This is a genomic window from Alteromonas sp. (assembly GCF_984505615.1).
Genome location: NZ_CFHOXV010000009.1, coordinates 23454 through 44079 on the forward strand (window position 1 = coordinate 23454; position 20626 = coordinate 44079).

A 20626-nucleotide genomic window follows, 5' to 3' on the forward strand; every position below is an offset into this window, starting at 1 on the left:
GTGATTCCTTAAAACACGCTCTTACGATTTTTCTCTGCTTCTGCCAGCAACGTATAGGCTTTATCTAACTTAACCTGCATGGCGTTGACAACTTCACGCACTGCATCCACGCCTTTGTCTTGCTCGATAGCTTGCGGTAAAGATACGTTAAAATCTTTCTCAAGATCTTCAACCAGTGGCGCATCCAATTCAATCAGCGCACCTTCAATACCTTCAAAACGTTGCAGGTAAGTATCAAATACCAGTGTGGTTGCCACTTCAGACAACTGTTCTGCATACTTTGCTACTACGCGGTCAAGACGTACTTTAATGTCATCAATGACTTCTGTTGGTGTTGTCGGTTCAGCTTCGGTGGTCTGAACCTGGTCGATAAGGCCTTTTTTCTGATATTGAGAGGCCAGTTTTACCGCGCCCAGGCCCTGCCAGAGTGCATGTACCAGTTTTGCCTCTTCAGCACGGACTGCTGCCGTAGCGGCCCCACTATCGATGGCTGTTTTTACACCGTAAATGCCTTGCCAGATGGTCGCATAAACAGGCACATACTGTGTCTCAATGGCTGAATGGAAATCTACTTCTTCCCAGTACTCAATCATGACGTCAGTATCTACTTTTCCTTTGCCCTGCTTTTCGTAGGCATCAACGACGGCACCAAATTTATCTTCCAGCCACTGCACTTCTTCTGAGTATTCGCCCAGGTGCGCGTGAAGGTTATTTACGTGATCACCGATAGCACCATTTGCTGATACCTGAGAAGAAAAACTGCCGATAGAAAGTGCCAGCACTAAGGCAATTTTACAACGGGTTGATCCTGAGAAAGTCATGATTAATCCTTAAATGTTCATTTTTTTGAAAATGATACTTATTATCAATTTGCAAGTAAAGCCATAGACGTTATGTGTTATAACAGTCAAACATACTCTGTCGCAGGAGAAAATCCCATGAATGCAAACACAAATGGATGCCGCAATGAACGCAGCAAATGGGTGAAAGTAGCAACAGGTGCTGCGGTGTGCGTGGCTTCCCTGCTCTGCCTGCTAAAAATCGGCGGCTGGTTTATCACTGGTTCTGCTGCCATTCTCGGCTCACTTGCCGACAGTGGTATCGATTTACTGGTCAGTGTTGCAGCCGCAGGTGTGGCCTCATATGCTGCCCTTCAACCTGATACCAATCACAAATTCGGACACCATAAAGCAGAAGCGTTATTCGCTCTTGGCCAGGTCGCTCTGATAAGCGCTTCGGCATCGCTGGTATTGTGGGAGTCGGTGCATCATCTTGTGGATCCGGAGCCGGTTACCCGACCTGACATTGCGGTTGGCGTACTTCTGTTTTCGCTGATTGCAACCATTCTGCTGGTATCATTCCAGACGCTGGCATTAAAGCGCACCCGTTCATTAATCATTCAGTCTGACCGGGCTCATTACATTGGCGACATCTTTGCTATTACCGGTGCGCTGCTGGCAGTATTTACAGGTAGTTACTACGATATTCCAAGACTGGATGCCGTGGCCGGTTTGACAATGGGATTAGTTCTCACACATTCCGCCTGGCAGGTAACAAAAATCGCCATTCCCCAACTCATGGATGAAGAGTTGCCGGAAGAAGATAAAGAAACCATAAAACAAATTCTCGAAGCCAATCCCAATGTTCTGAGCTATCACGCTTTGCGTACCCGCCGCGCCGGTGATAAGAGCTTTATACAGCTCGACATTCAGCTTGATGCCGGACTGTCTTTCCGCGAAGCCCACGACATCACCGATGAAGTTGAATTGCAGATAGAAAATTCATTTACCGACGCCGATGTAATTATTCATGCTGATCCCGAGGGCGAAGCCCGGCTTGAGCGCCGGGTCATCGAGGACGTAGAAGATTATCCGGCGTCCGGTTCAAAGTGATCAGGAACACATCACGAAAATAAAAACAATTATCATTTGGTTTTAACTTAAGATAGAATTAAGCGCTTTCATACTTGCTGCCCCTAGCGATCCACGGTAGTCACTCTTCTAAAACCAAGTATAAGATTATGTTTTCACGCTTCAGAGACAGTATGACTTGGCTGCACACCTGGACAGGCCTGATATTGGGCTGGTTGCTGTTCGCTGTGTTTGTTACCGGTACGCTGGCTTTCTTCCAGTTTGAAATAACCCGCTGGATGCAACCGGAGTTGACTCACCCGGCCACTCCGGCCAATGCCGTCTCCAATGCTCAGGCCTTTCTGCTGAAAGAAGCCCCCGACTCACCGCGCTGGTCCATCGGCGTGCCGGGTGAACGGGATACGGTGTCCACACTCTTCTGGCGGGCCAGTGACGCCGGTCCCCGTGGCTTTAAAAGAGCGACACTGGATGGCACGGGACAGGAAGTGTCAGTCAGAGAGACCCGTGGCGGCAACTTTCTATACCGCTTCCATTTTGATCTTCATTATATGCCGGTGATCTGGGCACGGTGGCTGGTCAGCATAGCTGCCATGTGCATGTTTATCGCTCTCATCTCCGGCATCATTATTCACAAGAAAATCTTTAAGGACTTTTTCACCTTCAAGTCAGGCATGGGTATGCGAAGCTGGCTGGATGCCCATACGCTGACCTCCGTGCTGGCCATGCCCTTCCATCTTATGATCACCTACACCGGCCTGGTTACCCTCATGCTGATGATTTACGGCTGGGCCATGAACACCACGTTCGGTGACAGGGGCAGTTATTTTGAGGCTGTTGAAGCCAGGCAGGCGCAACCTGCTGCCAGTGGCATCAGGGCGGAACCGGTGAATTTGCAGACGCTGTTCGACGACGCACAGAAACGCCTGGGCGGCGCTGAAATTACGTTTATCGGGGTTGATAACCCCACAGATAAGAACGGTTCCATCGAATTTATGGAAGTACCGACCAATGGGCTGATTTCTCCGTACCGCCGCCTTGTGTATTCAACAGCCACCGGTGAACTGTTGTCGACCCGCGCAGTCCCCTCCGTGGCAGAGCAAACCCGCAGAACCATGATAAATCTGCATGCCGGCCGCTTCGCTGACTGGCCACTGCGCTGGCTGTATTTTATCTCCGGTATCACAGGTTCGGTGATGATTGCTACCGGCCTGGTATTGTGGAGTAAAAAGCGGGAAAAGAAAGCGCCTCACAAAGGTCATCAATGGGTACGGGTTTTAAATGCAGCAACCATTATGGGTCTGCCTTTTGCGGTGGCCAGTTTCTTTCTTGCTAACCGCGTTTTACCGGAAACACTCACTGACCGCGCGCAATCAGAAATTGACGTATTTTTTGCCGGCTGGCTCATTGTGCTGGTGATGTCTTTACTGACCGGCGAACACAGGCGCTGGCGTTACTCATCCATGCTCAATGCTGTGACTTTCATGTTGCTGCCACTGCTCAGCATGATAACTGTGACAAAACATATTGGTACATATCAGCTCCCGGAAGACAGTATTTTACTGGTGATGGATATCTGCCTGCTAGTGACAGGCTGTCTGTTCCTGTTGCAGTGGAAAATACTGAACAGGAAACACCATCAAGCCATCGAAACAGAGGTGGGGCACTATGCAAAATAGCCTGTTTGTCTGGCGCCTGGTGCTGGCCGTGTTCGGGAGCTTTGCACTGGTTTCGTTGCTGTCTGTTGCACTTACCGGACTGCTTTTTCAACTGGCTGAGATTGATAAAGCCGTAACGTTTATCTGGTGCATGTTATTTGGCTTTATTGCCTACAGCGTGCTGGTGATATGGATTATTGCCACCCGTAAACTGCTGCGTACCAGTGCTGTCGTGCTCTTATCAAGCCTGAGTTGCTGGCTGTTTATCAGCATAGGGAGCAACCTGTGACCCTGCTGTCTTTGCTTCTTTGTACTGTGGCATTCTGGTGCCTGGCCGCTGCCATGCCCCGTAACCGCAAATTTTTGATTTCGCCGGCTTCTGTTCCCCTGTCAGACAACACCCTGAAATATGCCGGATTTCTGCTTTTAACCCTCTCACTAATCCTTTCCTGTGAAAGTGAAGGCATTGCTGAGGGCATCGTTTACTGGTGCTACGAAATGACCGTTGGCGCATTACTGGTAGCCCTTTACATATCAAATAATCAGAGGCGCAAAGCCCGGAAATAACTACAACACTTTGGAGACATTATGAAAACACCTGAAAACCGCTTAGCCCCCTTGGCAACGGCTGTAATGCTGTCACTCACTCCCGCTCTGGCGATGGCGCAGGAAGCTGCTCCCGCCGATGACACCCTCGAACACGTTGAAGTGACCGGTAAATATACCGTAACAGAACGAATCGATACGGCCACAGGTCTGGGCCTGACGCTGCAGGAAACGCCGCAATCAGTGAGCGTTATCACTAAGGAGCGTATCCGTGACCAGGCACTGGATACCGTCATTGACGTAGTACAAAACACGACAGGTGTGTCTTTCCGCATGGTGGATAATGTGCGGAACACCCTGCAGTCCCGTGGTTTCGATATCACCACTTACCAGATTGACGGTGTACCGTTACCCTGGAGTCTGGCGGCGGATTCCGGTGAAACTGTCGCAGATGTGGCGATTTTTGAGCGGGTTGAATTTGTACGCGGTTCTACGGGCCTGCTAACCGGTGTGGGCGATCCTTCCGGTTCTATCAACCTGGTGCGCAAGCATGCAGACAGCACAGATTTAGCGGGTGACGTGAGCTTTGCACTGGGCACATGGAACAATTTCGAAGTCATGGCAGACGTATCAACCGGACTGAATGACGAAGGCACTATTCGTGGCCGTGTAGTGGCCAAGTATGAAGACAGTGAATCGTACCTGGACATCTTCACCAATGAATCTACCGTGCTGTACGGTGTTGTTGAAGGTGACATCACCGACAGAACGCTGGTGCGCGTAGGCATGAGCTACCAGAATAACGTACCAAAAGGTAATTTCTGGGGTGGCCTGGTTGGTTTATACAGTGACGGCACGCCGACTGACTGGGACGTATCAACCACCACGTCTGCTGACTGGACCCGCTGGGAAACGAAAAATACCAACATCTTTGCCAACGTAGAGCACACCTTTAACAATGGCTGGGAACTGCGTGTTAACTATAACCGCATGGATTACAAAAAGCCGGATGTCAGATTGCTGTATGTGTACGGTTCTCTGGATAAAGAAACCGGGGCCGGCCTTATTGCATGGCCTTACCGTGCAGAGGGCGAAAGCTCACTGGACAGCCTGGATATTCAGTTAAAGGGTGACTACACGCTGTTTGATACCATGCATGAATTCGTTATTGGCGGTTTGTACAGTGATCAGTCTGCCATCGCTGAAACCTACTCTGTTGTGAGCAGCGACCCTCTTGCCATCTCTGATTTCTACACCTGGGGTAATGAGTGGAGCGAGCCGGTATGGACTGACGCGCCAGACACCGTTGCTCAGGACATGGATACCGAACAGAAAGGCTTTTACGCTGCCACCCGTCTTAACCTGACAGAGCAGTTAAAAGTGATTGCCGGTGGACGGATTGCAAGTTGGGAACGTTCCGGTAACAGCTACGGCACACCTACAGATTTTGGTGAAACAGGTGTATTTATTCCTTACGCCGGCCTGTTGTATGACGTAACAGAGCAGCACCGCGTTTACGCAAGCTACACGGATATTTTCCAGCCTCAGAATGCGGTAAACCGTTACGGTGAATACCTGGATTCCCTGCAGGGCGTTACCTATGAAATGGGTCTGAAAAGCCGTTTCCTTGACGAGCGTTTAAACACCGCTATCTCGGTATTTAAAATTGATCAGGATAACCTGGCTCAGGACGACATCGCTGAAGACGGTACGCCTTATTACGTTCCTGACTCGCCGGCCACCATTGCCCAGCGGGAAGCACAGGGTACTGAAAGTACCGGTTTTGAAGTGGAAGTAGTGGGTCAGCCTGTGGATGGCTGGAACATCAATGTGGGCTGGTCACAGTTTGAAGCCGAAGATGCGGAAGGTAACGACGTTAACCCAAGCTATCCCCGTAAGCAGTTCAAACTGTTCACTACCTACAACTTCATCGACAGTGTGCCGGGCCTCACCATTGGTGGTGGTGTGAACTGGATGGACGAAGTGTCGCAAAGCGGTGTTACCCAGGACGCCGTTGCCATTACAAACCTGATGGCAAAATACAGCTTCAGCGACCGGGTGGACGTTCAGCTTAACGTAAACAATCTGTTTGACGAAGAGTACTACAACTACATCTCAAGCAACGCGCAAATCCAGTATGGTCAGCCGCGTTTCACACAAGTGAGATTTAACTACTCGTTCTGATCTGTGTTGAGTGAGGCGGCTTACTTCCGTTGAAAGGATTTCAACAGGCGGTAAGCCGCTTTTTCATTTCAGGCAACATCGGAGTCTCCGGCCCCCTGTTTATCGTTTTACACTGTCAAATTGTGCATTTTGCGCGCATTATAGAAAAATTGCCGGCAAATTTGCTCTGTTAACCCGGCCATCAGACAAGGATAAAAACAATGTGCGACAACCATACAGAATCCGACATTCACGATTTTAAGAAAAACGGCGGGCAGTTAAACCGTCGTGACTTCAGTAAACTCGTAGGATTAGGCGCTTTGTCTTCCGCCTTTCCTCAATTTGCCATGGCCTCCGGCGAGGTACAAACGCAGCAGGTAATGGTGAACACACCTGATGGCGTGGCCGACTGTTTGTTGGCGAGCCCGAAAAGCGGCAAACATCCTGCGGTGGTAATGTGGCCGGATATTATGGGTCGCCGCGCGTCATACGATTTAATGGGTCAGCGCCTGGCTGCCGCCGGATATGCTGTGCTGGTGGTAAACCCCTTCTACCGGGATGTAAAAGGTGCTGCCCTGCCCGATGGCATCAGTTTTCCGGCACCGGAAGCCCGCGAAATTTTGGGACCCATGCGCGCTAAACTCACGCCGGATAATACCAACTCTGACAATCGCGCCTTTTTCGACTTTTTAAACGAACAGTCTGTGGTGGATGCAAGCGCACCAAAAGGCGTGCTGGGTTATTGCATGAGCGGCACCTTTACTATGTACGCTGCCGCCGCTTTCCCTGAAGAAGTGGGCGCGATTGCTACCTTCCACGGCGGCGGTCTGGCCACGAAAGAAGACGACAGTCCCCATTTCACCGTTGCTGACTCAAAAGCACTGGCATTACACGCCATCGCAGAAAATGACGCCCAACGCAGTCCGGAGATGGAACCCTTACTCGTTGAAGCCTATAAAGAAGCGGATTTGCAGGCAGACATTGCTGTATATCCCGGCACGCTGCACGGCTGGACGCCACCGGATTCAAAGGTGTACAACGAGGAACAGGCCGATGCTGCCTGGAACAGAATGCTGAAGATCCTGGACAAAGGCCTTCACGCCTGAAGAAAAAATACGCCTGCCGGATAAGAGGCAATTAAAAAACAAAGCCGGCTGTTTTGATGAACAGCCGGCTTTTTTACAGCTGATTATCAGAACGTGTAGTTCGCCGACACCAGGTAGCTGCGACCGGGCTCGTTAAAGGTATTTGCACCGGCACTGGAAGCCTGTGTACCTTCACGGCGAACATCTGTATTAATGAAGTTCTTCACTGACAGGTTGAAGCTCAGATTATCATTAAACTGATAGACCGCATTCAAGTTAGCAATGGTATAGGCATCGCGATCTTCACCGGTAATTGCCTGACCTGAATTTTGGCTCAGCTCCGGACTTTCAGTTTTACCATAGTGCTGACCACTCAGTACAAGCTGGATTTGCTCTGTTGCCTGCCAGGTCAGCATGGCATTAACCGTGTAGTCCGGCACGATTGACAGTGGTACACCCGTTTCTTTGTCTTTCGTTTCCAGCATAACCGTCAGGTTTGTCGACCACTGAATACTGTCAGTCAGGTTAAACTGCAGGTTACCTTCCAGACCACGTATTACGGCTTCAGGAATGTTGTACCACTGGAAAACCTGAACATTGGCTTCACCGCCTTCCTCACCGGGCAGCACGTATTCCGGCGCCACGTTACCGGTACCAATGCGGTTCTTATAATCGTTGTGGAAGTAAGTAATACCGGCATTTACACCGTCTTCGTTAGTGTAATTAATACCAATTTCTTTGTTAACGGAGGTTTCGTGTTCAAGGTCAGGGTTACCGATAATGTGACAACCACCGCCAATGCTGGGAAAGTCTAAAGGACAGCCACCACCACGGGTATAATACACATAGTTGGGGTTCAACTGATACAGGTTAGGGGCTTTAAACGCACGGCTGATACCACCCTGTACAACAATATTCTTTGTTGCCTGCCAGGATGCATTCAGACTGGGCGATAAATTCGTGCCGGCTTCGCTGTGATTGTCAAAACGGATACCCGGTGTAACTGTCACTGAATCAGAAAGCAAAATGTTATCTTCCACATACACACCAATCAGTGTGGCATCAGTTTCAGACGGACGGCTATCAGGATCGGCAGTAGCCCCCGGAATTTCGCTTTCATCAGCCACGTTTAGAGTAAGCTGATTACTCACTGCATCATCCAGCGTCTCGCCGCGGAATTCTGCACCGAATGTTGCCGTTTGCGCAAAGCCTCCCAGTTCTAATGGCACGTTCCATTCTGTTTTGGCGGTAATGTTAGACAACTTGATCGTGGTTTTTTCAAGGCTGTTGATAGCACCTTCACCACCACCGGCAGAACCTTCGCCCAAGCGGCTGTTGGTTGTACCTTCGTACTGAATATAGCTGAACGAGTCACCGAAATCGTACTGACCCGTGTGGGTAACACCCAACGTGCGGCGGTACATCACCAGGGTTTCTTCCCCAATCAGTGCCAGCGCATCGATTTCGCCAAGTTCATCTTCCGTAGGGATAATCGGGTTGTCGTTTTCGTCTACGCCGTAACGGATCCCCTGGAAGGCGTTATCGCCGGCATATTCATTGCCCTGGCGGCTGAAAGCACCTTCGAAATCCCAGCGGTGTTCTTTACTTTGCTGGAAACGAACCAGTGTACGGAAATCCATGTTCTCCACACCTTCACGACCTGCACCAACCGCTTTAGCCGAGCCGCCACGACCTGTCGATGTATCAGTAACTTCAAGGTTCAGTTGCGGATCATCGGCTTCCTGTTTGTTGTAGTTAACAATGGTGCGGTGAGAGAAGCGGTCTGACAAAGGCGCGCTGCTCACTACGTTGATACGGTGATTACCGCCTTCATATTCATTTTGCGGAATTTCCGTTTGCAAAGACACGGTGGTTGACGCCACTTCAGGGGATTTTGTGATGATATTAATCACACCACCCGATGCACCTGAGCCATATCGGGCAGCAGCCGGACCACGAATAACTTCTATACTTTCAATAGCTTCCGGCGGCACCCAGTTACTGTCACCACGGGTGTTCCGCTCCCCCGAGCGTCCCATTTTCACTGAGTTACGTGACAACACCGGCTTACCGTCAATCAGGATCAATGTATTCTCAGGCCCCATCCCGCGAATATCAATCTGACGCTTGTTGCCGTACTGACCTGAAGACGAGTTACCGGTCAGGTTAATACCCGGCATGGTACGAACGATTTCTGAAATGTCATTGGTGACCGGACGGCGCTTGAAGTCTTCTTCTGTGATAACCGATACACCCTGCGCCTGCTTCAGTTCCTCTGAAGCGGCTTTTACAACGGTGACATCCAGCGTTTCCGGCTCTTCCTGTGCAATAGCTGAGAGTGAGAAAAGAGAAGAGATAGCAGCGGACACAGCTGTGCACACAAACTTCCGGTTTGTATTAAACATGCGAGATTCCTATTTAAGTATGGCCTTTTTATAAATGATAATGATTATTATTATTTTTATTGAACGCATTATACTTAAGTGGAGCTGTGTTACTACCCCGCAAAATATATTTTGGGGAAATTCGGGTCAAAGTTGAGTGAAATTTTACGAAGAGCAGGTGAAACGCACTCTGCACGAAACAGTCAGCGTTTAAGGAAAGCTAGCTGATAGCGGTTTTTAATGCAGAACGGTAGTTGATTAATGTCGTCCGGCAGGCGTGTGCTACTGCCCCTTCCTCTTTGCCCTTCAGTTTCAACAAATCGACAAGGTCAAACAGCGAATTTTGTTGCTGCCTGCTGTTTTTCTGTAACAGATAGAAGAAGCGCCGGCTTTTACTGATTACGGCGCCGATAAACTTATCCATACGCCGCTGCTCACACTCGTACACATCAGTAATAAGCTGGCTTGCCATTAACCTGCCTATACAGTCGGCGGCAGAACAGTCTTGTTGTTTACATTCCGATACCCAGGGGCAACAGGCGCATAAATCCTGAATATCTGCCCGCAAGCAGTGCATAACAGGTAACTTACGATCTGACTCCAGCCATGCTGACAGCTCTTTGGGTACAGGTGTAGCTGCGAGATCCATTAAAAACTGATAGTGATGAAGCAAAAGCGCACCAACCCGTGATTTGTTGTAGAACACTTTTTCTGTTTTGAGAAATTGCCTGAAGGTGGAAATTTCAACGGCCGATGCACTGCAGATCCGTTGAGATCTTGCATCGTCGTATAATAAAACGAGCGCCATGACTTTCTCCGTTTACCACGTAAAGCGCCGGGATGTTTGACTGGTTTGCGGTGGCTTACTCTGTTTCAGAGCGACCTAAAAAGCGAACCAGTAAACCACATGATGCAGCTGTGCCCGCAGACAACAGCAAAAAGATAATTGCTTCCATCGTTCGACTCCCACTGAATGTAAAGTTTATCCGGCAAAAAACAGGCCCCAGTACCGGGGCAAATGCCTGAAGTGTGATCATTATTATTATGATAGGGACGGTTTTAAGATACACCGCAAAAACCAATAACGCAAATGATAATTATTACCAATTAGAAATTAAAATCATTTTAATTGCTTTATCACATTGATATTTGTCACGAAGTCTCTAATACTAAAGTCGACAATTTGTTCTCAGTAGCATGCCCTGACAAAGACGTTTTACTTTTTTTAGAAGGAGCACTGCGGCTTTGCCCAATGGCGGGCATCAGGCGTGTTTCTGACGATTCCTTTCTTTGTCTGTCAAAAATTTTGTTAATCCGTCACCGGAACTCGCTGTTTTTCGCAGTCTTACTATACTTTGCTTAAAAATCCATCAAGCAAATCGTGTTGTATTGCTCCCCTTTACTTTCTCAATTGAAATGCGAGGAACGCAACTTGAATTGGTTACATCGATTTTCTCTGGTTCAGCTCACGCTGATCAGTGCCGCACTATTGTTTGTCTTTGCTTTTTTCCTGGTTGGTAAAGATGTGAGTTATACCCTCGCACAGCGCTCAGGTGCCGGTGACGATACGGCTCTCATCCAGTTGCTCGACCGGCTGGAAAAAGTGGCCCATCATCATGCCGTTGAACGGGGGCTGACAGCAGGCTTCCTGGGTTCAGGCAGTGATGAAGCAAAAGCGAAAGTAGATGCTCAGCGCATTAAAGCTGACGCTGCAGAACAACAACTTATGGCGCTGTTATCCGGCCAGTGGCCGGAAAGCTTCAATGTGCCGCGAAAAGTCGCTTTGTTGCAGGAAACCTTGAAAGCTAAGCCGGCGATCAGAAAAGAAGTGGATGCCGGCAATGGCAAAAATGCCTTTGGCTTTTACAGCAAGCTGAATAAATCAGCTTTGGATGCAGCCTCAAACCTCACCCTGAATATTCATAGCAGTGAAGCGGCGACAGAGCTTACCTATGCAATTCAATATGCCTGGCTTAAAGAACGGCTTGGACAGGTACGGGGCAAAGTGAATGGTGTGCTCGCTAAACGCGCCATAAACCCTGCCGCCCTTAACGAAATTTCTGCTTACGAGCAGGATATTGGCTATATCACAAAGCAATTAAATAATTTGCTCAGCGGGAATGACCTTTCAGCATTTAAGCAGGTAGCAGACTCTGCAGACGCCGGATTAATGAAAAGCGTGGTGGATGTCTTGCAATCTGACCCCGTTAACTTTTCCATATTGCCTGCTCCGGCTGACTGGTTTCAGGCCTCCACACGGCAAATCGGTCAGGTTAAGCAACAGCTGGACAAGCAATGGGAGCGCATCAACAGTATGGCCATCAGCAACAGTGACATGGCTAACAGCCAGCTCATGTTGATAATCGGTTTTTCGCTGGTTGTCGTGCTGGTCATTGGCCTTCTCTATTTCTTTATGATTTCTCTGTTACGCCAGCAGTTACGCAGCCTTTCAACCAATCTGGATAAAGTATCGGGCAACGGCGATCTGACAGTCAGTATACGATTGCCGGACAATAACGAACTGGGGCAGATTTCCGGCTACATCGATAAGACCATTCACACATTGCGGGATTTACTGCAAAGCGTGAAAGAATCTGTGAGTATTTCAAACCGCATCAGTGACGATTTATATAAGTCGACTTCAGTGGTATTAAAAGATGCCGACGAGACATCCGGTAAGGCCATGACGATTTCTTCTGCAATTGAAGAAATGGCAACCACCAGCGAAGAGATAGCGCGGTCAACAATGAAAACACTGGAAGCCAGTCAGTCGTTAAAAGGCATTTCTGAACGCTCTCTGGCCGCAAACCGGGAAATTAAAGCCGCCATGCAGGCATTAACCATAGACATGGACAGCGTGGCCGCCGAGGCACAAACCATGGGTCAGCAGGTGTCTGAAATCAGTACGATTCTGAATACAATTAACACCTTGTCTGAGCAAACCAACTTACTGGCTTTAAACGCAGCCATCGAAGCCGCACGGGCAGGCGAACACGGGCGCGGTTTTGCCGTGGTCGCCGATGAAGTAAGACAACTCGCCACTGCCAGCCGGGCTTCGACGGATAAAATTTCAGACTTACTGGAAAACCTCACGAATGTGAGTAATACGGTTATCAGTGGGATCAGCAGTAATAATGAGCGGGCCATGGAATCCCTGAATGTCACAGCTCAGGGCGAACAGGCGGCAGAAGAAGTGAAACAGGGGGCCGGTAACGTGGAACAGCTTGCTAACACTATGTCGGCAGCCACCGAAGAGCAGTCGGTTACTGCCCGTCAGATAGCTGAAAATATCCTTGGCGTACAGGATGCCGCTGCTCATGAACATACATTGGCGCAGGAACTGAATAAGCTGGCAGAGAAGCTCAAACAAAACAACGAGGTACTGCAATCGAAAATGCACAAGTTCCGCGTTAATTGATGGATAAAATTGGCTTGACTAATTTACCTGTCTCCCTATGCTTTTACGGTTAAGCAGACAGAAAAATCAGAATCAGGCCATGAAAGTAGAAGCGGTAAAAGTACGCAGACTTTATATCGAAGTCGCCACACAAATAGAAAGTCAGATCCGCAGCGGAAATATCAAACCGGGCGAGCGTTTACCCTCAGAGCGTGACCTGGCAGTACGGTTTGAAGTGAGCCGCCCCACTATTCGTGAAGCGATGATTGCCCTTGAAATTGCCGGCCTGGTGGAAATTCGTACCGGGTCTGGCATTTATGCTTTGCCGCTGAATGAACTGGATGCAGGACAGCTGGATGATGTACCCGGTCCCTTCGAAGTACTGGAGGCACGCCTTCTGGTTGAGCCTGAAGCGGTTAGTCTTGCCGCCGCCAGAATAAACAAAGAACAGCTTGCGGTACTGGAAAACGCCCTTCGCATCATGGAAGACACAAAATCCAGTGAGAAAGCCAAAGAGCAGGCTGATGAACTCTTCCATTGCACCATCGCAGCAGCGACCGACAACAGCGCACTGGAATCTTACGTGAAATGGCTGTGGGGATTGCGCAACCAGTCAGTGCTCAGTTCCACATTCCACCAGCGGGTACGGGATTTAGGCGTTCACCCGTATGTAGATGAACACCGTAAAATCCTCAATGCACTGAAACTACGCGATCCGTCCAGGGCCCGCAATGCCATGCACGCCCATATCTCCAACGCCATCGAACAGGATATGGATGTTTTGCAGCTTGACGGGCGTAGTTAATTTTTTACCTGTGTACTGATAGCACTTTCTGCAAAACCGTATCTTATTGCTTTTGCTGACAAGTGACTCTCATCATCAATAACAAGGTGACCAGTATACAGGTGCCAGTGTTTTTGTTCAGGGTCGGTCGAATAAGTGATCGACGCACCTTCGGTCTGACTGCTCAGAATCACTTTTTTCTTATTTCCGCTAACTTCTTCAAGTTTAATAACCGGAGCTGAAGTTTGTGGTTGATTACCGCCGGGCCACATTGCATTAATTAACATATCTTCCGATTCGTACTTGCCGTCATCAACAACATCCATCCAATTATCCAGTGCAGACTCCAGCTCACTTTGGATCTCCCGGACATCTGGCTGACCAGCGATGTTATTGATTTCATGCGGGTCGTTCAATGTGTCGTACAGTTCAATTTCAGCCCTCGGAGCCGAGAAATAGGACTCCTGAAGAGGTGTCAGCAACCCGGCCTGATGACGTTCATTTAATTCCTGCATAGCCGGAAACCAGTCACGGAAAGGAAGCGGACGGAAATAAGGTTTATCAGCTAAGTAGTTACGGATTAACTTATACCGTTTATTCCTGACAGCCCGGACTTTGTCTTCAACCTGGTCCATCCGGTCTCTTGCTGCAAAGATATAGTCCCTCTGATTACTCAGAAAGTTTCTCCCCTGCATGTAATCGGGTACCTCTACTCCGGCCATGGTCAATACGGCAGGTGCAATATCGACCATTGATACCAACCGGCTGTCGACAGTATTCGGGCTAACGCCGTCAGGAAACCTTAATATCATAGGTAACTTAATACCTGAGTCCAGTACAGCTCTTTTGGCACGCGGGAAACCATCACCGTTGTCGGTGGTCCAGAGTATAATCGTATTTTCCAGCAGACTGTCTTCTTCAAGATTACTTATGATACTGCCCACCTGAGCATCCATGTAGTGGATCAAATCATACATTTGCGTTACAGAGTCACGTACTTTAGGCGTATCTGGCAAATAAGGAGGCACAGTGACATCTTTTGATTGCGTCACCTCCTGTACATTCTGGCTAACCCAGCCCCCCATTGCTTTTAAGAATCCTGCGTGAGGACCTTCAATAGTTTCCTGTGTCTTCCTTGGAGCCAGCCTGCTTTCGTGGGTTGAGAGCAGATTGATCATTGCGAAAAACGGCTTCCCGGAAGGCAGCTTCCTCCAGACCGCTAAATCGGGCTCATCCATGAAACCATTTACGTCCACATCCCAGATACTAAAAGGTTCGCCAAACTGATAGTCACGCTTTGCCACATTTGCTGTCGCATATCCGGCACGTCTGAGCAACTCAGGATATGCTTTAACATGCGGTGGGGGTACAGCCCGGTAGTGTTTATCCTCCGTGCGCATATGTTGCGCGCCGAAAGATATTGGATACATACCTGTAATATGAGCAGCCCGGCTGGGAGCACAAACACCGGCAACGGTGAAGAAATTCGTATAGCGGATACCCCCGGCAGCTAATTTATCTAAGTTGGGAGTCTGCGCGATACTGTCTCCAAAAGCGCCGATCTTGCTACTTACATCATCAGCCATGATGACAACAATATTAGGGTGTTCTGTAGCAGCGGTTGCGGGTTGAAAAATGAGTAGGGTTAAAAGCAACCAGTGTAGAAGTGAAACTCTGTTCATAGCAAATTCTTACGGGAAGATCATAGATTGCCGTTAACATAATATTTACCCTTTATTTTCAGAAGCCTTGTTTATCAATATGAGCTATTGAAAAAATAGATTCCCGCCGGAAAAGTGCCTGACCAAACATCCAGTTTAGTTGGTCAGGCAGCATGACAAGACAGAGTGTCCCCGTTTTAATCGTAAATGGGCTTTAACACCGTGTCGATGTAGTAGCGGGACAACGCCATGGACGCCAGATAATCAGGCGAACCGTCTGTTTCCAGTGTCATCCAGCCTTTGTACTGATGTTTCTTCAGCAGCGCGTACAGCCCTTTAAAATCCAGCACGCCCTCACCCGGCTCCCAGAACCAGCGCTTACCGTCGTCCTGAATTTCAGGATCTTTAGAGAAGCGGACTTCATCCGGCAGGCCCGGATCTGCGGTATCTTTCAAATGGAATCCGCTGATGCGATCAGCATAGGTATCATAGAAATCCAGTAAGTCTTCGCCCATCAATGAAATCTGCGCGGTATCAATGCAGTAGAAAACCGACTCAGGGTTGGTCATTTCAATAAAGCGGCGATGCTCGTTCAGATTAATGCCGCAGAAGAACTCATTGTGCAGCCCTACTTTGACCCCTTTTGAAATAGCATAGTCACCGATGGCGTTGATAGCGCGGGCGCAGTTTGCCAGTTGCTCTTCGTTGAGCGGGCCGATGCCGTGGTAGTTGTCGGTAGGACAGGTATTCATTTGTGTACCGCCAAACTTAACAATAGTGTCTACCGCGTCTTTCCCGGCCTGCACCACTTCGTCGAATTTCTCTTTCACGTGGCAGGCATGTGCACCGTGAAACATACCGGTCACCTCCACACCGCGGGCAGCGGCAAAATCGCGGAATGCTTCCGGTGAGCCGAACAGCGGAGTTAAGTCAGCCAGATCCCAGGGCGCAATTTCAATACCGTCGAAGCCGAGGGCTTTCTGGTATTTCAGCAGTTTGTCCCAGTCGGCGTAATACACGCTGTTGGTGTTGTCTTCGTAGTAAAAATCACGAAAGTTAGGTACCTGCGCGTAGGGCACAACTTTCCAGTGACACATATTGGCATAACGGATATTCGACATAACTCAGGCCTCCACAACGTCAGACAACGGGGTCTGTGAACAATGCTGATTGATCAGCGCGCGGTTCCGTAACATGGCGCGCATTGGGTCGCGGGTATGATGGTTAGAAAAGCACACTTTTTCTGGAGGCAGCGACCCGCTCACCATTTCCAGAATGTCTTTCACCGGCACCCTGCCCTGACCGGCATCACAGAAAACCTGAGTGGCTTGCTGAGGCGGGAACTCGGGGTTCGGTGCCCGGGCAAAAGTACTGCTGTCTTCAAGTTTGGTATCAGAAAGCTGTACGTAGGCAGTGATATCAATATTTGTATTCAGAAAGACAGCAGGATCTGAGCCGCTCAATGCAATGTGTGCGGTATTTACCACCAGCTCCACGTTGTCCTGCTGACGACAAAAATCGACTACGGTACTTACCGGCAAAATGCTCAAGTATTCCGGCCTGAGGCCCAGCTTCACACCTTCGTTTTTCGCTTTTGCAGCTAACTCTGTAAACAGAGTCAGGGTGCGCACAATAAAGTCTCCGGCATCGTCTTTTAAACCCGGATGATAGTGAAACAGCCGGCCAGCATAGGCAGACGGTGACAACACCAGAATGTCTGCGCCCAGATCACGGGCAAACCCAATGGCCTGGGTGGCGAAATGCCCAAACGCGCCAAAATAGAAATCCATATGCGGATTACGTACAAACAGGTTGGGCGTGAAAGTGACCGCACTCACACCGCGTATGCCAGTTGAAGCCAGCAATGCCCGGTAGCTTTCACTATTGCCGTATTTTGTTTCAATACTGTAAGGCGTCATTGGCACACCGCTGCGGCCACCAAACTGCCACACCGGCTCGAAAGGCACTTCAATATGGTCAAACCCGGCGGCAGCAATCAACGGATACAACTCTTCCCAGAACTGACGGGTTTCATAGCGGTTACGGTTAGGTTCCTGGTAGTGCCGGTTTATCATGTCCAGACTCATGGCGTAATGGCTGCTCATACGGCCTCCTTGTGGAACGCTGTAATTTGCTCACGAATAAACTGCAGCGCCTGCGAAGTCGCCACAGACGGATAACACTCAACGCCAATGGCACCGCGATAGCCGCTGTTTTTAATAAGCTCAAGCATGTTGTGCCAGTCCACTGAACCTGCGCCCGGCTCGTGGCGGCCGGGGAAATCGGCAATCTGGATGTGGCCAATATGGTATTTTGCCTGCTCCAGCGTCGCAGCAACATCTTCGCCTTCTGCCAGAGAGTGATAGATATCGTAAAGCACCTTCACACTGTCGCGGTTTAAGGTTTTTGCCACATGCAGGGTGTCGCTGGTATGACTGAAGAACACGCCGGGATGATCAACACGGGTATTTACCGCTTCAAGTAACAGGGTTAGCCCGTGCTTTTCTGCAACGTCTGCCGCACGGCCAATGGCTTTGCATACCACAGCGAGCGATGCCTGACGGTTCAGAAACGGCGCACCGGTACCGGAGCCACACACCAGATGCTGACAGCCCAGCGCTTTAGCCTGCTGTGCTGTTTGCTCAACGGTTTCGATAAACTTGTCATGGGTATCTTCCAGCACCAGCATGATGCGCGGGTCCACCAGCATGGTATGCAGGGTCACATTGTGTTTTTCCAGTGCTCCGGCTACCTGCGCGGTTTGCGCCGGAGGAACAGCAAACACTTCCACTTTGCTAATGCCACATGCCGCGGCCATTTCGATGCGCTGACTTAACGCATCGCCGGCTTCATGGAACATGTATTCAAGATTGGCTGATAAACTGAACATGGCGGTTTACTCCATACCCAGCGCTTTGCGCGTGGAGGCCACGGCCTGCGCCGTTGTCATATCGGTAAGCACGAACTCCATGCCAATCCAGCCTGTGTAACCTTCAGCCTCCAGCATGCTCATGACTGCCTGCCAGTCGATGTCGCCGGTACCCGGTGCGCCACGTCCCGGCATATCCGCTACCTGAATATGCTCAACCCATTGCATGCGGCCTTTCAGAACGGTAGTCATGTCATCGCCCATTACGAGCGAGTGATACGCATCGTAAATCAAACGCAGGTTCGGGCTGTTTACTGCTTCGACCAAATCAAGGGCAACAGACACCGACACCAGATACATGCCCGGGTGATCAACCTTGTCATTGAGTGGCTCAAGTAGCAGTGTTACCTGCTTCTCTTCTGCCAGTGCCGCTGCCTTCTTCAACGTTGCTACAGCCAGCTCGAAATGTTCTTCAGGGGTTTTACCCGGCAACACAAAGCCGGAGGCAATAATCATTTTTGAGCAGCCCAGTGTGTGTGCAGCCCCTGCAGATCCTTCGATAGCGGCAAGCAGTTCTTCCTGCTGGGTTAAGTCAACAATACTGCGACGGGGATCTACGCAAAAGCTGGTCAGCGTCAGGCCGGTTTCATCCAGTGCGGCTTTGATATATTCAACGGGCTTATCACGCCACAGGTGGAACTCCACCCCGTCCAGACCCGCCTTTTTGGCGCAGTGAACGCGGTCGGCGAGGTTGTCGGCTTCATCGGCAAATAACCATTCAATACAAGCGGATAATTTCATTTTGATTCCTGTAATTATTAATAATAAGACTAAGAGGTTCAGGCTGATGCTTGATCAGCCGGATAGAAACGAATGCAAATAAACTGCAAAGCGAAAACAACCAGCGGCAGGCCGTAGTACAACCAGCGCATGGTGGAAATGGCGTTCTCTGGCACGGCCTGCGGGGAGTAGCCGCTGAATGCCAGCGCCCAGGCCACACCGGCGGTGCCCACAGCCATGCCAATTTTTATTGCCAGTGATACCCCTGCAGCCAGCAAGCCTTCCTGACGGGTACCGAATAATGCCTGGTGATAATCCACGGCTTCTGCCGCCATGGCATAGATAGAGGTCATGGTGATGCTGATCACCAGTGACGAGAGCACATACAGGGTGAGGAATATCACCGGCTCTGATTCAAATAAGGGGAGTAATCCGAACAGGATTGCGCCGGCGATCAGTGCCACAGAGTCAGTTTTGATAGTGCCGAAACGGCTGAGAAAAGGTCTGGCAATAAACGCCCCTACCAGCAAAGTGCCGGAGAGCGCAGGTAACAGCACTGAAATCGTCCAGGGCTGTTGCAGCACATTTATCGCAAAAAACGGGGTAAGAGAAAGTAATGCCCCGAAGCGGATAAAATTCAGCAGCGCAAAACCGGAAGCGATGTTCCACGCCCGGTTGCGGACCATGCGGGACACATCAGTTTTGATTTCCAGCTTATTACCGGCAACAGGCTGTACCCGCTCTTTGCACAAAGAGAAACAGGTTAGCAGCATAATGAGCGCTGCCACCGACACAATGGCCGCCATGATGAGATAGCCCTGCTGCGCATCGCCCTCACCGAAGTACTCAACACCGGGCAGGAACAACGCGGTGACGACGATGACGCCCACCGAGGTTGCCACCGAACGTGCGGCACTTAAATCCACCGTGTCTTTGTGATGACTGCTCATCATCGGCAGCATAGCGCTGTAAGGAATGGTGACTACCGACAACAGCAGGCCGAGAAGAAAATAGGTGATGGTGGCATATAGGAAGCGCACGTTTTCAGACGCATCCGGCACGTAAAACGTGGCAATACCCAGCACAGCGAAGGGCACAGCCCCGTAAAGTAAATAAGGCCGGGCTTTTCCCCATCGGGAGGAAGTACGGTCTACCGACAGGCCAATGGCCACATCGAAAAATGCATCAAAAATACGGGTGAAGAAAAACAACGTACCCAAAGCAGCGGCAGGTAACAGCGCCACATCGGTATAAAAGATTAACGCAAATGCACTGACAGCATTCCATACCAGGCTGGCAGCTACATCGCCGGCACCATAAGCCAGCACCTCACGGCGCTTTAAGATACCGCGGGGTGTTTCAGGAGAATCATTGACAGATGAAACGGAAGAAAGTGCCTGTCCGGACATACCAATAGCCTCGTAAAGGCGC

17 protein-coding genes are annotated in these 20626 nt (G+C 49.8%); 8 read left to right on the forward strand and 9 right to left on the reverse strand.

The features are described 5' to 3' along the window. Positions 1 to 8: 8 nt before the first annotated feature. Positions 9 to 821 carry a hypothetical protein gene (locus tag AC4PME_RS07950; RefSeq protein WP_119499636.1) on the reverse strand — a complete coding sequence of 271 codons (813 nt, stop codon included), beginning with the start codon at positions 819 to 821 and terminating at the stop codon, positions 9 to 11. A 117-nt stretch (positions 822 to 938) separates the two neighbouring features. Here AC4PME_RS07950 and AC4PME_RS07955 point away from each other — a divergent pair, with 117 nt between their 5' ends. The 6 genes from AC4PME_RS07955 (at position 939) to AC4PME_RS07980 (ending at position 7341) form a co-directional block, all read left to right on the forward strand. Then, a complete protein-coding gene (locus tag AC4PME_RS07955; RefSeq protein WP_491044691.1) occupies positions 939 to 1892 on the forward strand; it encodes a cation diffusion facilitator family transporter in 954 nt (317 codons plus the stop codon). A gap of 152 nt (positions 1893 to 2044) precedes the next feature. Further along, positions 2045 to 3547 carry a PepSY-associated TM helix domain-containing protein gene (locus AC4PME_RS07960; RefSeq protein ID WP_491044690.1) on the forward strand — a complete coding sequence of 501 codons (1503 nt, stop codon included), beginning with the start codon at positions 2045 to 2047 and terminating at the stop codon, positions 3545 to 3547. Next, positions 3537 to 3815: a hypothetical protein gene (locus AC4PME_RS07965; protein WP_491044689.1), complete on the forward strand. Its 279-nt coding sequence runs from the start codon at positions 3537 to 3539 to the stop codon at positions 3813 to 3815. Before AC4PME_RS07960 ends, AC4PME_RS07965 begins: the two co-directional genes overlap by 11 nt. Next, positions 3812 to 4093, forward strand: a complete 282-nt coding sequence (locus AC4PME_RS07970) for a DUF3325 family protein (protein WP_491044688.1) — start codon at positions 3812 to 3814, stop codon at positions 4091 to 4093. Before AC4PME_RS07965 ends, AC4PME_RS07970 begins: the two co-directional genes overlap by 4 nt. A 21-nt stretch (positions 4094 to 4114) precedes the next feature. After that, complete coding sequence (locus AC4PME_RS07975) at positions 4115 to 6256, forward strand: TonB-dependent siderophore receptor (protein WP_491044687.1); 2142 nt, start codon at positions 4115 to 4117, stop codon at positions 6254 to 6256. Positions 6257 to 6456: 200 nt separating this feature from the next. Continuing rightward, positions 6457 to 7341, forward strand: coding sequence for a dienelactone hydrolase family protein (locus AC4PME_RS07980; RefSeq protein WP_491044686.1), 885 nt, complete (start codon positions 6457 to 6459; stop codon positions 7339 to 7341). A gap of 86 nt (positions 7342 to 7427) precedes the next feature. On the opposite strand, the gene AC4PME_RS07985 is transcribed toward AC4PME_RS07980, so the two are convergent. Beyond that, positions 7428 to 9725, reverse strand: a complete 2298-nt coding sequence (locus tag AC4PME_RS07985) for a FepA family TonB-dependent siderophore receptor (protein WP_491044685.1) — start codon at positions 9723 to 9725, stop codon at positions 7428 to 7430. A 199-nt stretch (positions 9726 to 9924) separates the two neighbouring features. Beyond that, positions 9925 to 10512, reverse strand: coding sequence for a hypothetical protein (locus AC4PME_RS07990; protein WP_491044684.1), 588 nt, complete (start codon positions 10510 to 10512; stop codon positions 9925 to 9927). Positions 10513 to 11136: 624 nt separating this feature from the next. Between AC4PME_RS07990 and AC4PME_RS07995 the strand changes: the two genes are divergently transcribed. Continuing rightward, a complete protein-coding gene (locus AC4PME_RS07995; protein ID WP_491044683.1) occupies positions 11137 to 13122 on the forward strand; it encodes a methyl-accepting chemotaxis protein in 1986 nt (661 codons plus the stop codon). Between the two features lie 79 nt (positions 13123 to 13201). Further along, the gene (locus AC4PME_RS08000) at positions 13202 to 13906 is read left to right on the forward strand and encodes a FadR/GntR family transcriptional regulator (RefSeq protein ID WP_491044682.1); all 705 of its coding nucleotides are present in this window, start codon (positions 13202 to 13204) and stop codon (positions 13904 to 13906) included. On the opposite strand, the gene AC4PME_RS08005 is transcribed toward AC4PME_RS08000, so the two are convergent. The 6 genes from AC4PME_RS08005 to AC4PME_RS08030 form a co-directional block, all read right to left on the reverse strand. Then, positions 13903 to 15567: a sulfatase family protein gene (locus AC4PME_RS08005; RefSeq protein ID WP_491044681.1), complete on the reverse strand. Its 1665-nt coding sequence runs from the start codon at positions 15565 to 15567 to the stop codon at positions 13903 to 13905. The genes AC4PME_RS08000 and AC4PME_RS08005 overlap by 4 nt on opposite strands. 176 nt (positions 15568 to 15743) lie before the next feature. Continuing rightward, the gene (locus AC4PME_RS08010; RefSeq protein WP_119499623.1) at positions 15744 to 16667 is read right to left on the reverse strand and encodes a sugar phosphate isomerase/epimerase family protein; all 924 of its coding nucleotides are present in this window, start codon (positions 16665 to 16667) and stop codon (positions 15744 to 15746) included. 3 nt (positions 16668 to 16670) lie between these two features. Next, positions 16671 to 17651 (reverse strand): sugar phosphate isomerase/epimerase family protein, encoded by a 981-nt coding sequence (locus AC4PME_RS08015; protein WP_491044680.1) that lies wholly within the window; start codon positions 17649 to 17651, stop codon positions 16671 to 16673. Next, a complete protein-coding gene (locus AC4PME_RS08020; protein WP_491044679.1) occupies positions 17648 to 18436 on the reverse strand; it encodes a TIM barrel protein in 789 nt (262 codons plus the stop codon). The genes AC4PME_RS08015 and AC4PME_RS08020 overlap by 4 nt, the downstream gene beginning before the upstream one ends. A gap of 6 nt (positions 18437 to 18442) precedes the next feature. Next, entirely contained in the window at positions 18443 to 19216 is a 774-nt protein-coding gene (locus tag AC4PME_RS08025) for a TIM barrel protein (protein ID WP_491044678.1), read from the reverse strand. A 38-nt stretch (positions 19217 to 19254) separates the two neighbouring features. Further along, positions 19255 to 20604 (reverse strand): MFS transporter, encoded by a 1350-nt coding sequence (locus AC4PME_RS08030; RefSeq protein WP_491044677.1) that lies wholly within the window; start codon positions 20602 to 20604, stop codon positions 19255 to 19257. Positions 20605 to 20626 lie beyond the last annotated feature (22 nt).

Excerpts from the sequence above, each read along its gene's own strand:
- AC4PME_RS07955 (WP_491044691.1), top strand. The coding sequence starts at position 939 with ATGAATGCAAACACAAATGGATGCCGCAATGAACGCAGCAAATGGGTG.
- AC4PME_RS08020 (WP_491044679.1), bottom strand. The coding sequence starts at position 18,436 with ATGTTCAGTTTATCAGCCAATCTTGAATACATGTTCCATGAAGCCGGC.
- AC4PME_RS07975 (WP_491044687.1), top strand. The coding sequence starts at position 4,115 with ATGAAAACACCTGAAAACCGCTTAGCCCCCTTGGCAACGGCTGTAATG.
- AC4PME_RS08015 (WP_491044680.1), bottom strand. The coding sequence starts at position 17,651 with ATGAGCAGCCATTACGCCATGAGTCTGGACATGATAAACCGGCACTAC.
- AC4PME_RS07980 (WP_491044686.1), top strand. The coding sequence starts at position 6,457 with ATGTGCGACAACCATACAGAATCCGACATTCACGATTTTAAGAAAAAC.
- AC4PME_RS08000 (WP_491044682.1), top strand. The coding sequence starts at position 13,202 with ATGAAAGTAGAAGCGGTAAAAGTACGCAGACTTTATATCGAAGTCGCC.
- AC4PME_RS07985 (WP_491044685.1), bottom strand. The coding sequence starts at position 9,725 with ATGTTTAATACAAACCGGAAGTTTGTGTGCACAGCTGTGTCCGCTGCT.
- AC4PME_RS08025 (WP_491044678.1), bottom strand. The coding sequence starts at position 19,216 with ATGAAATTATCCGCTTGTATTGAATGGTTATTTGCCGATGAAGCCGAC.
- AC4PME_RS07990 (WP_491044684.1), bottom strand. The coding sequence starts at position 10,512 with ATGGCGCTCGTTTTATTATACGACGATGCAAGATCTCAACGGATCTGC.
- AC4PME_RS08030 (WP_491044677.1), bottom strand. The coding sequence starts at position 20,604 with ATGTCCGGACAGGCACTTTCTTCCGTTTCATCTGTCAATGATTCTCCT.
- AC4PME_RS08005 (WP_491044681.1), bottom strand. The coding sequence starts at position 15,567 with ATGAACAGAGTTTCACTTCTACACTGGTTGCTTTTAACCCTACTCATT.
- AC4PME_RS07960 (WP_491044690.1), top strand. The coding sequence starts at position 2,045 with ATGACTTGGCTGCACACCTGGACAGGCCTGATATTGGGCTGGTTGCTG.
- AC4PME_RS07950 (WP_119499636.1), bottom strand. The coding sequence starts at position 821 with ATGACTTTCTCAGGATCAACCCGTTGTAAAATTGCCTTAGTGCTGGCA.
- AC4PME_RS07965 (WP_491044689.1), top strand. The coding sequence starts at position 3,537 with ATGCAAAATAGCCTGTTTGTCTGGCGCCTGGTGCTGGCCGTGTTCGGG.
- AC4PME_RS08010 (WP_119499623.1), bottom strand. The coding sequence starts at position 16,667 with ATGTCGAATATCCGTTATGCCAATATGTGTCACTGGAAAGTTGTGCCC.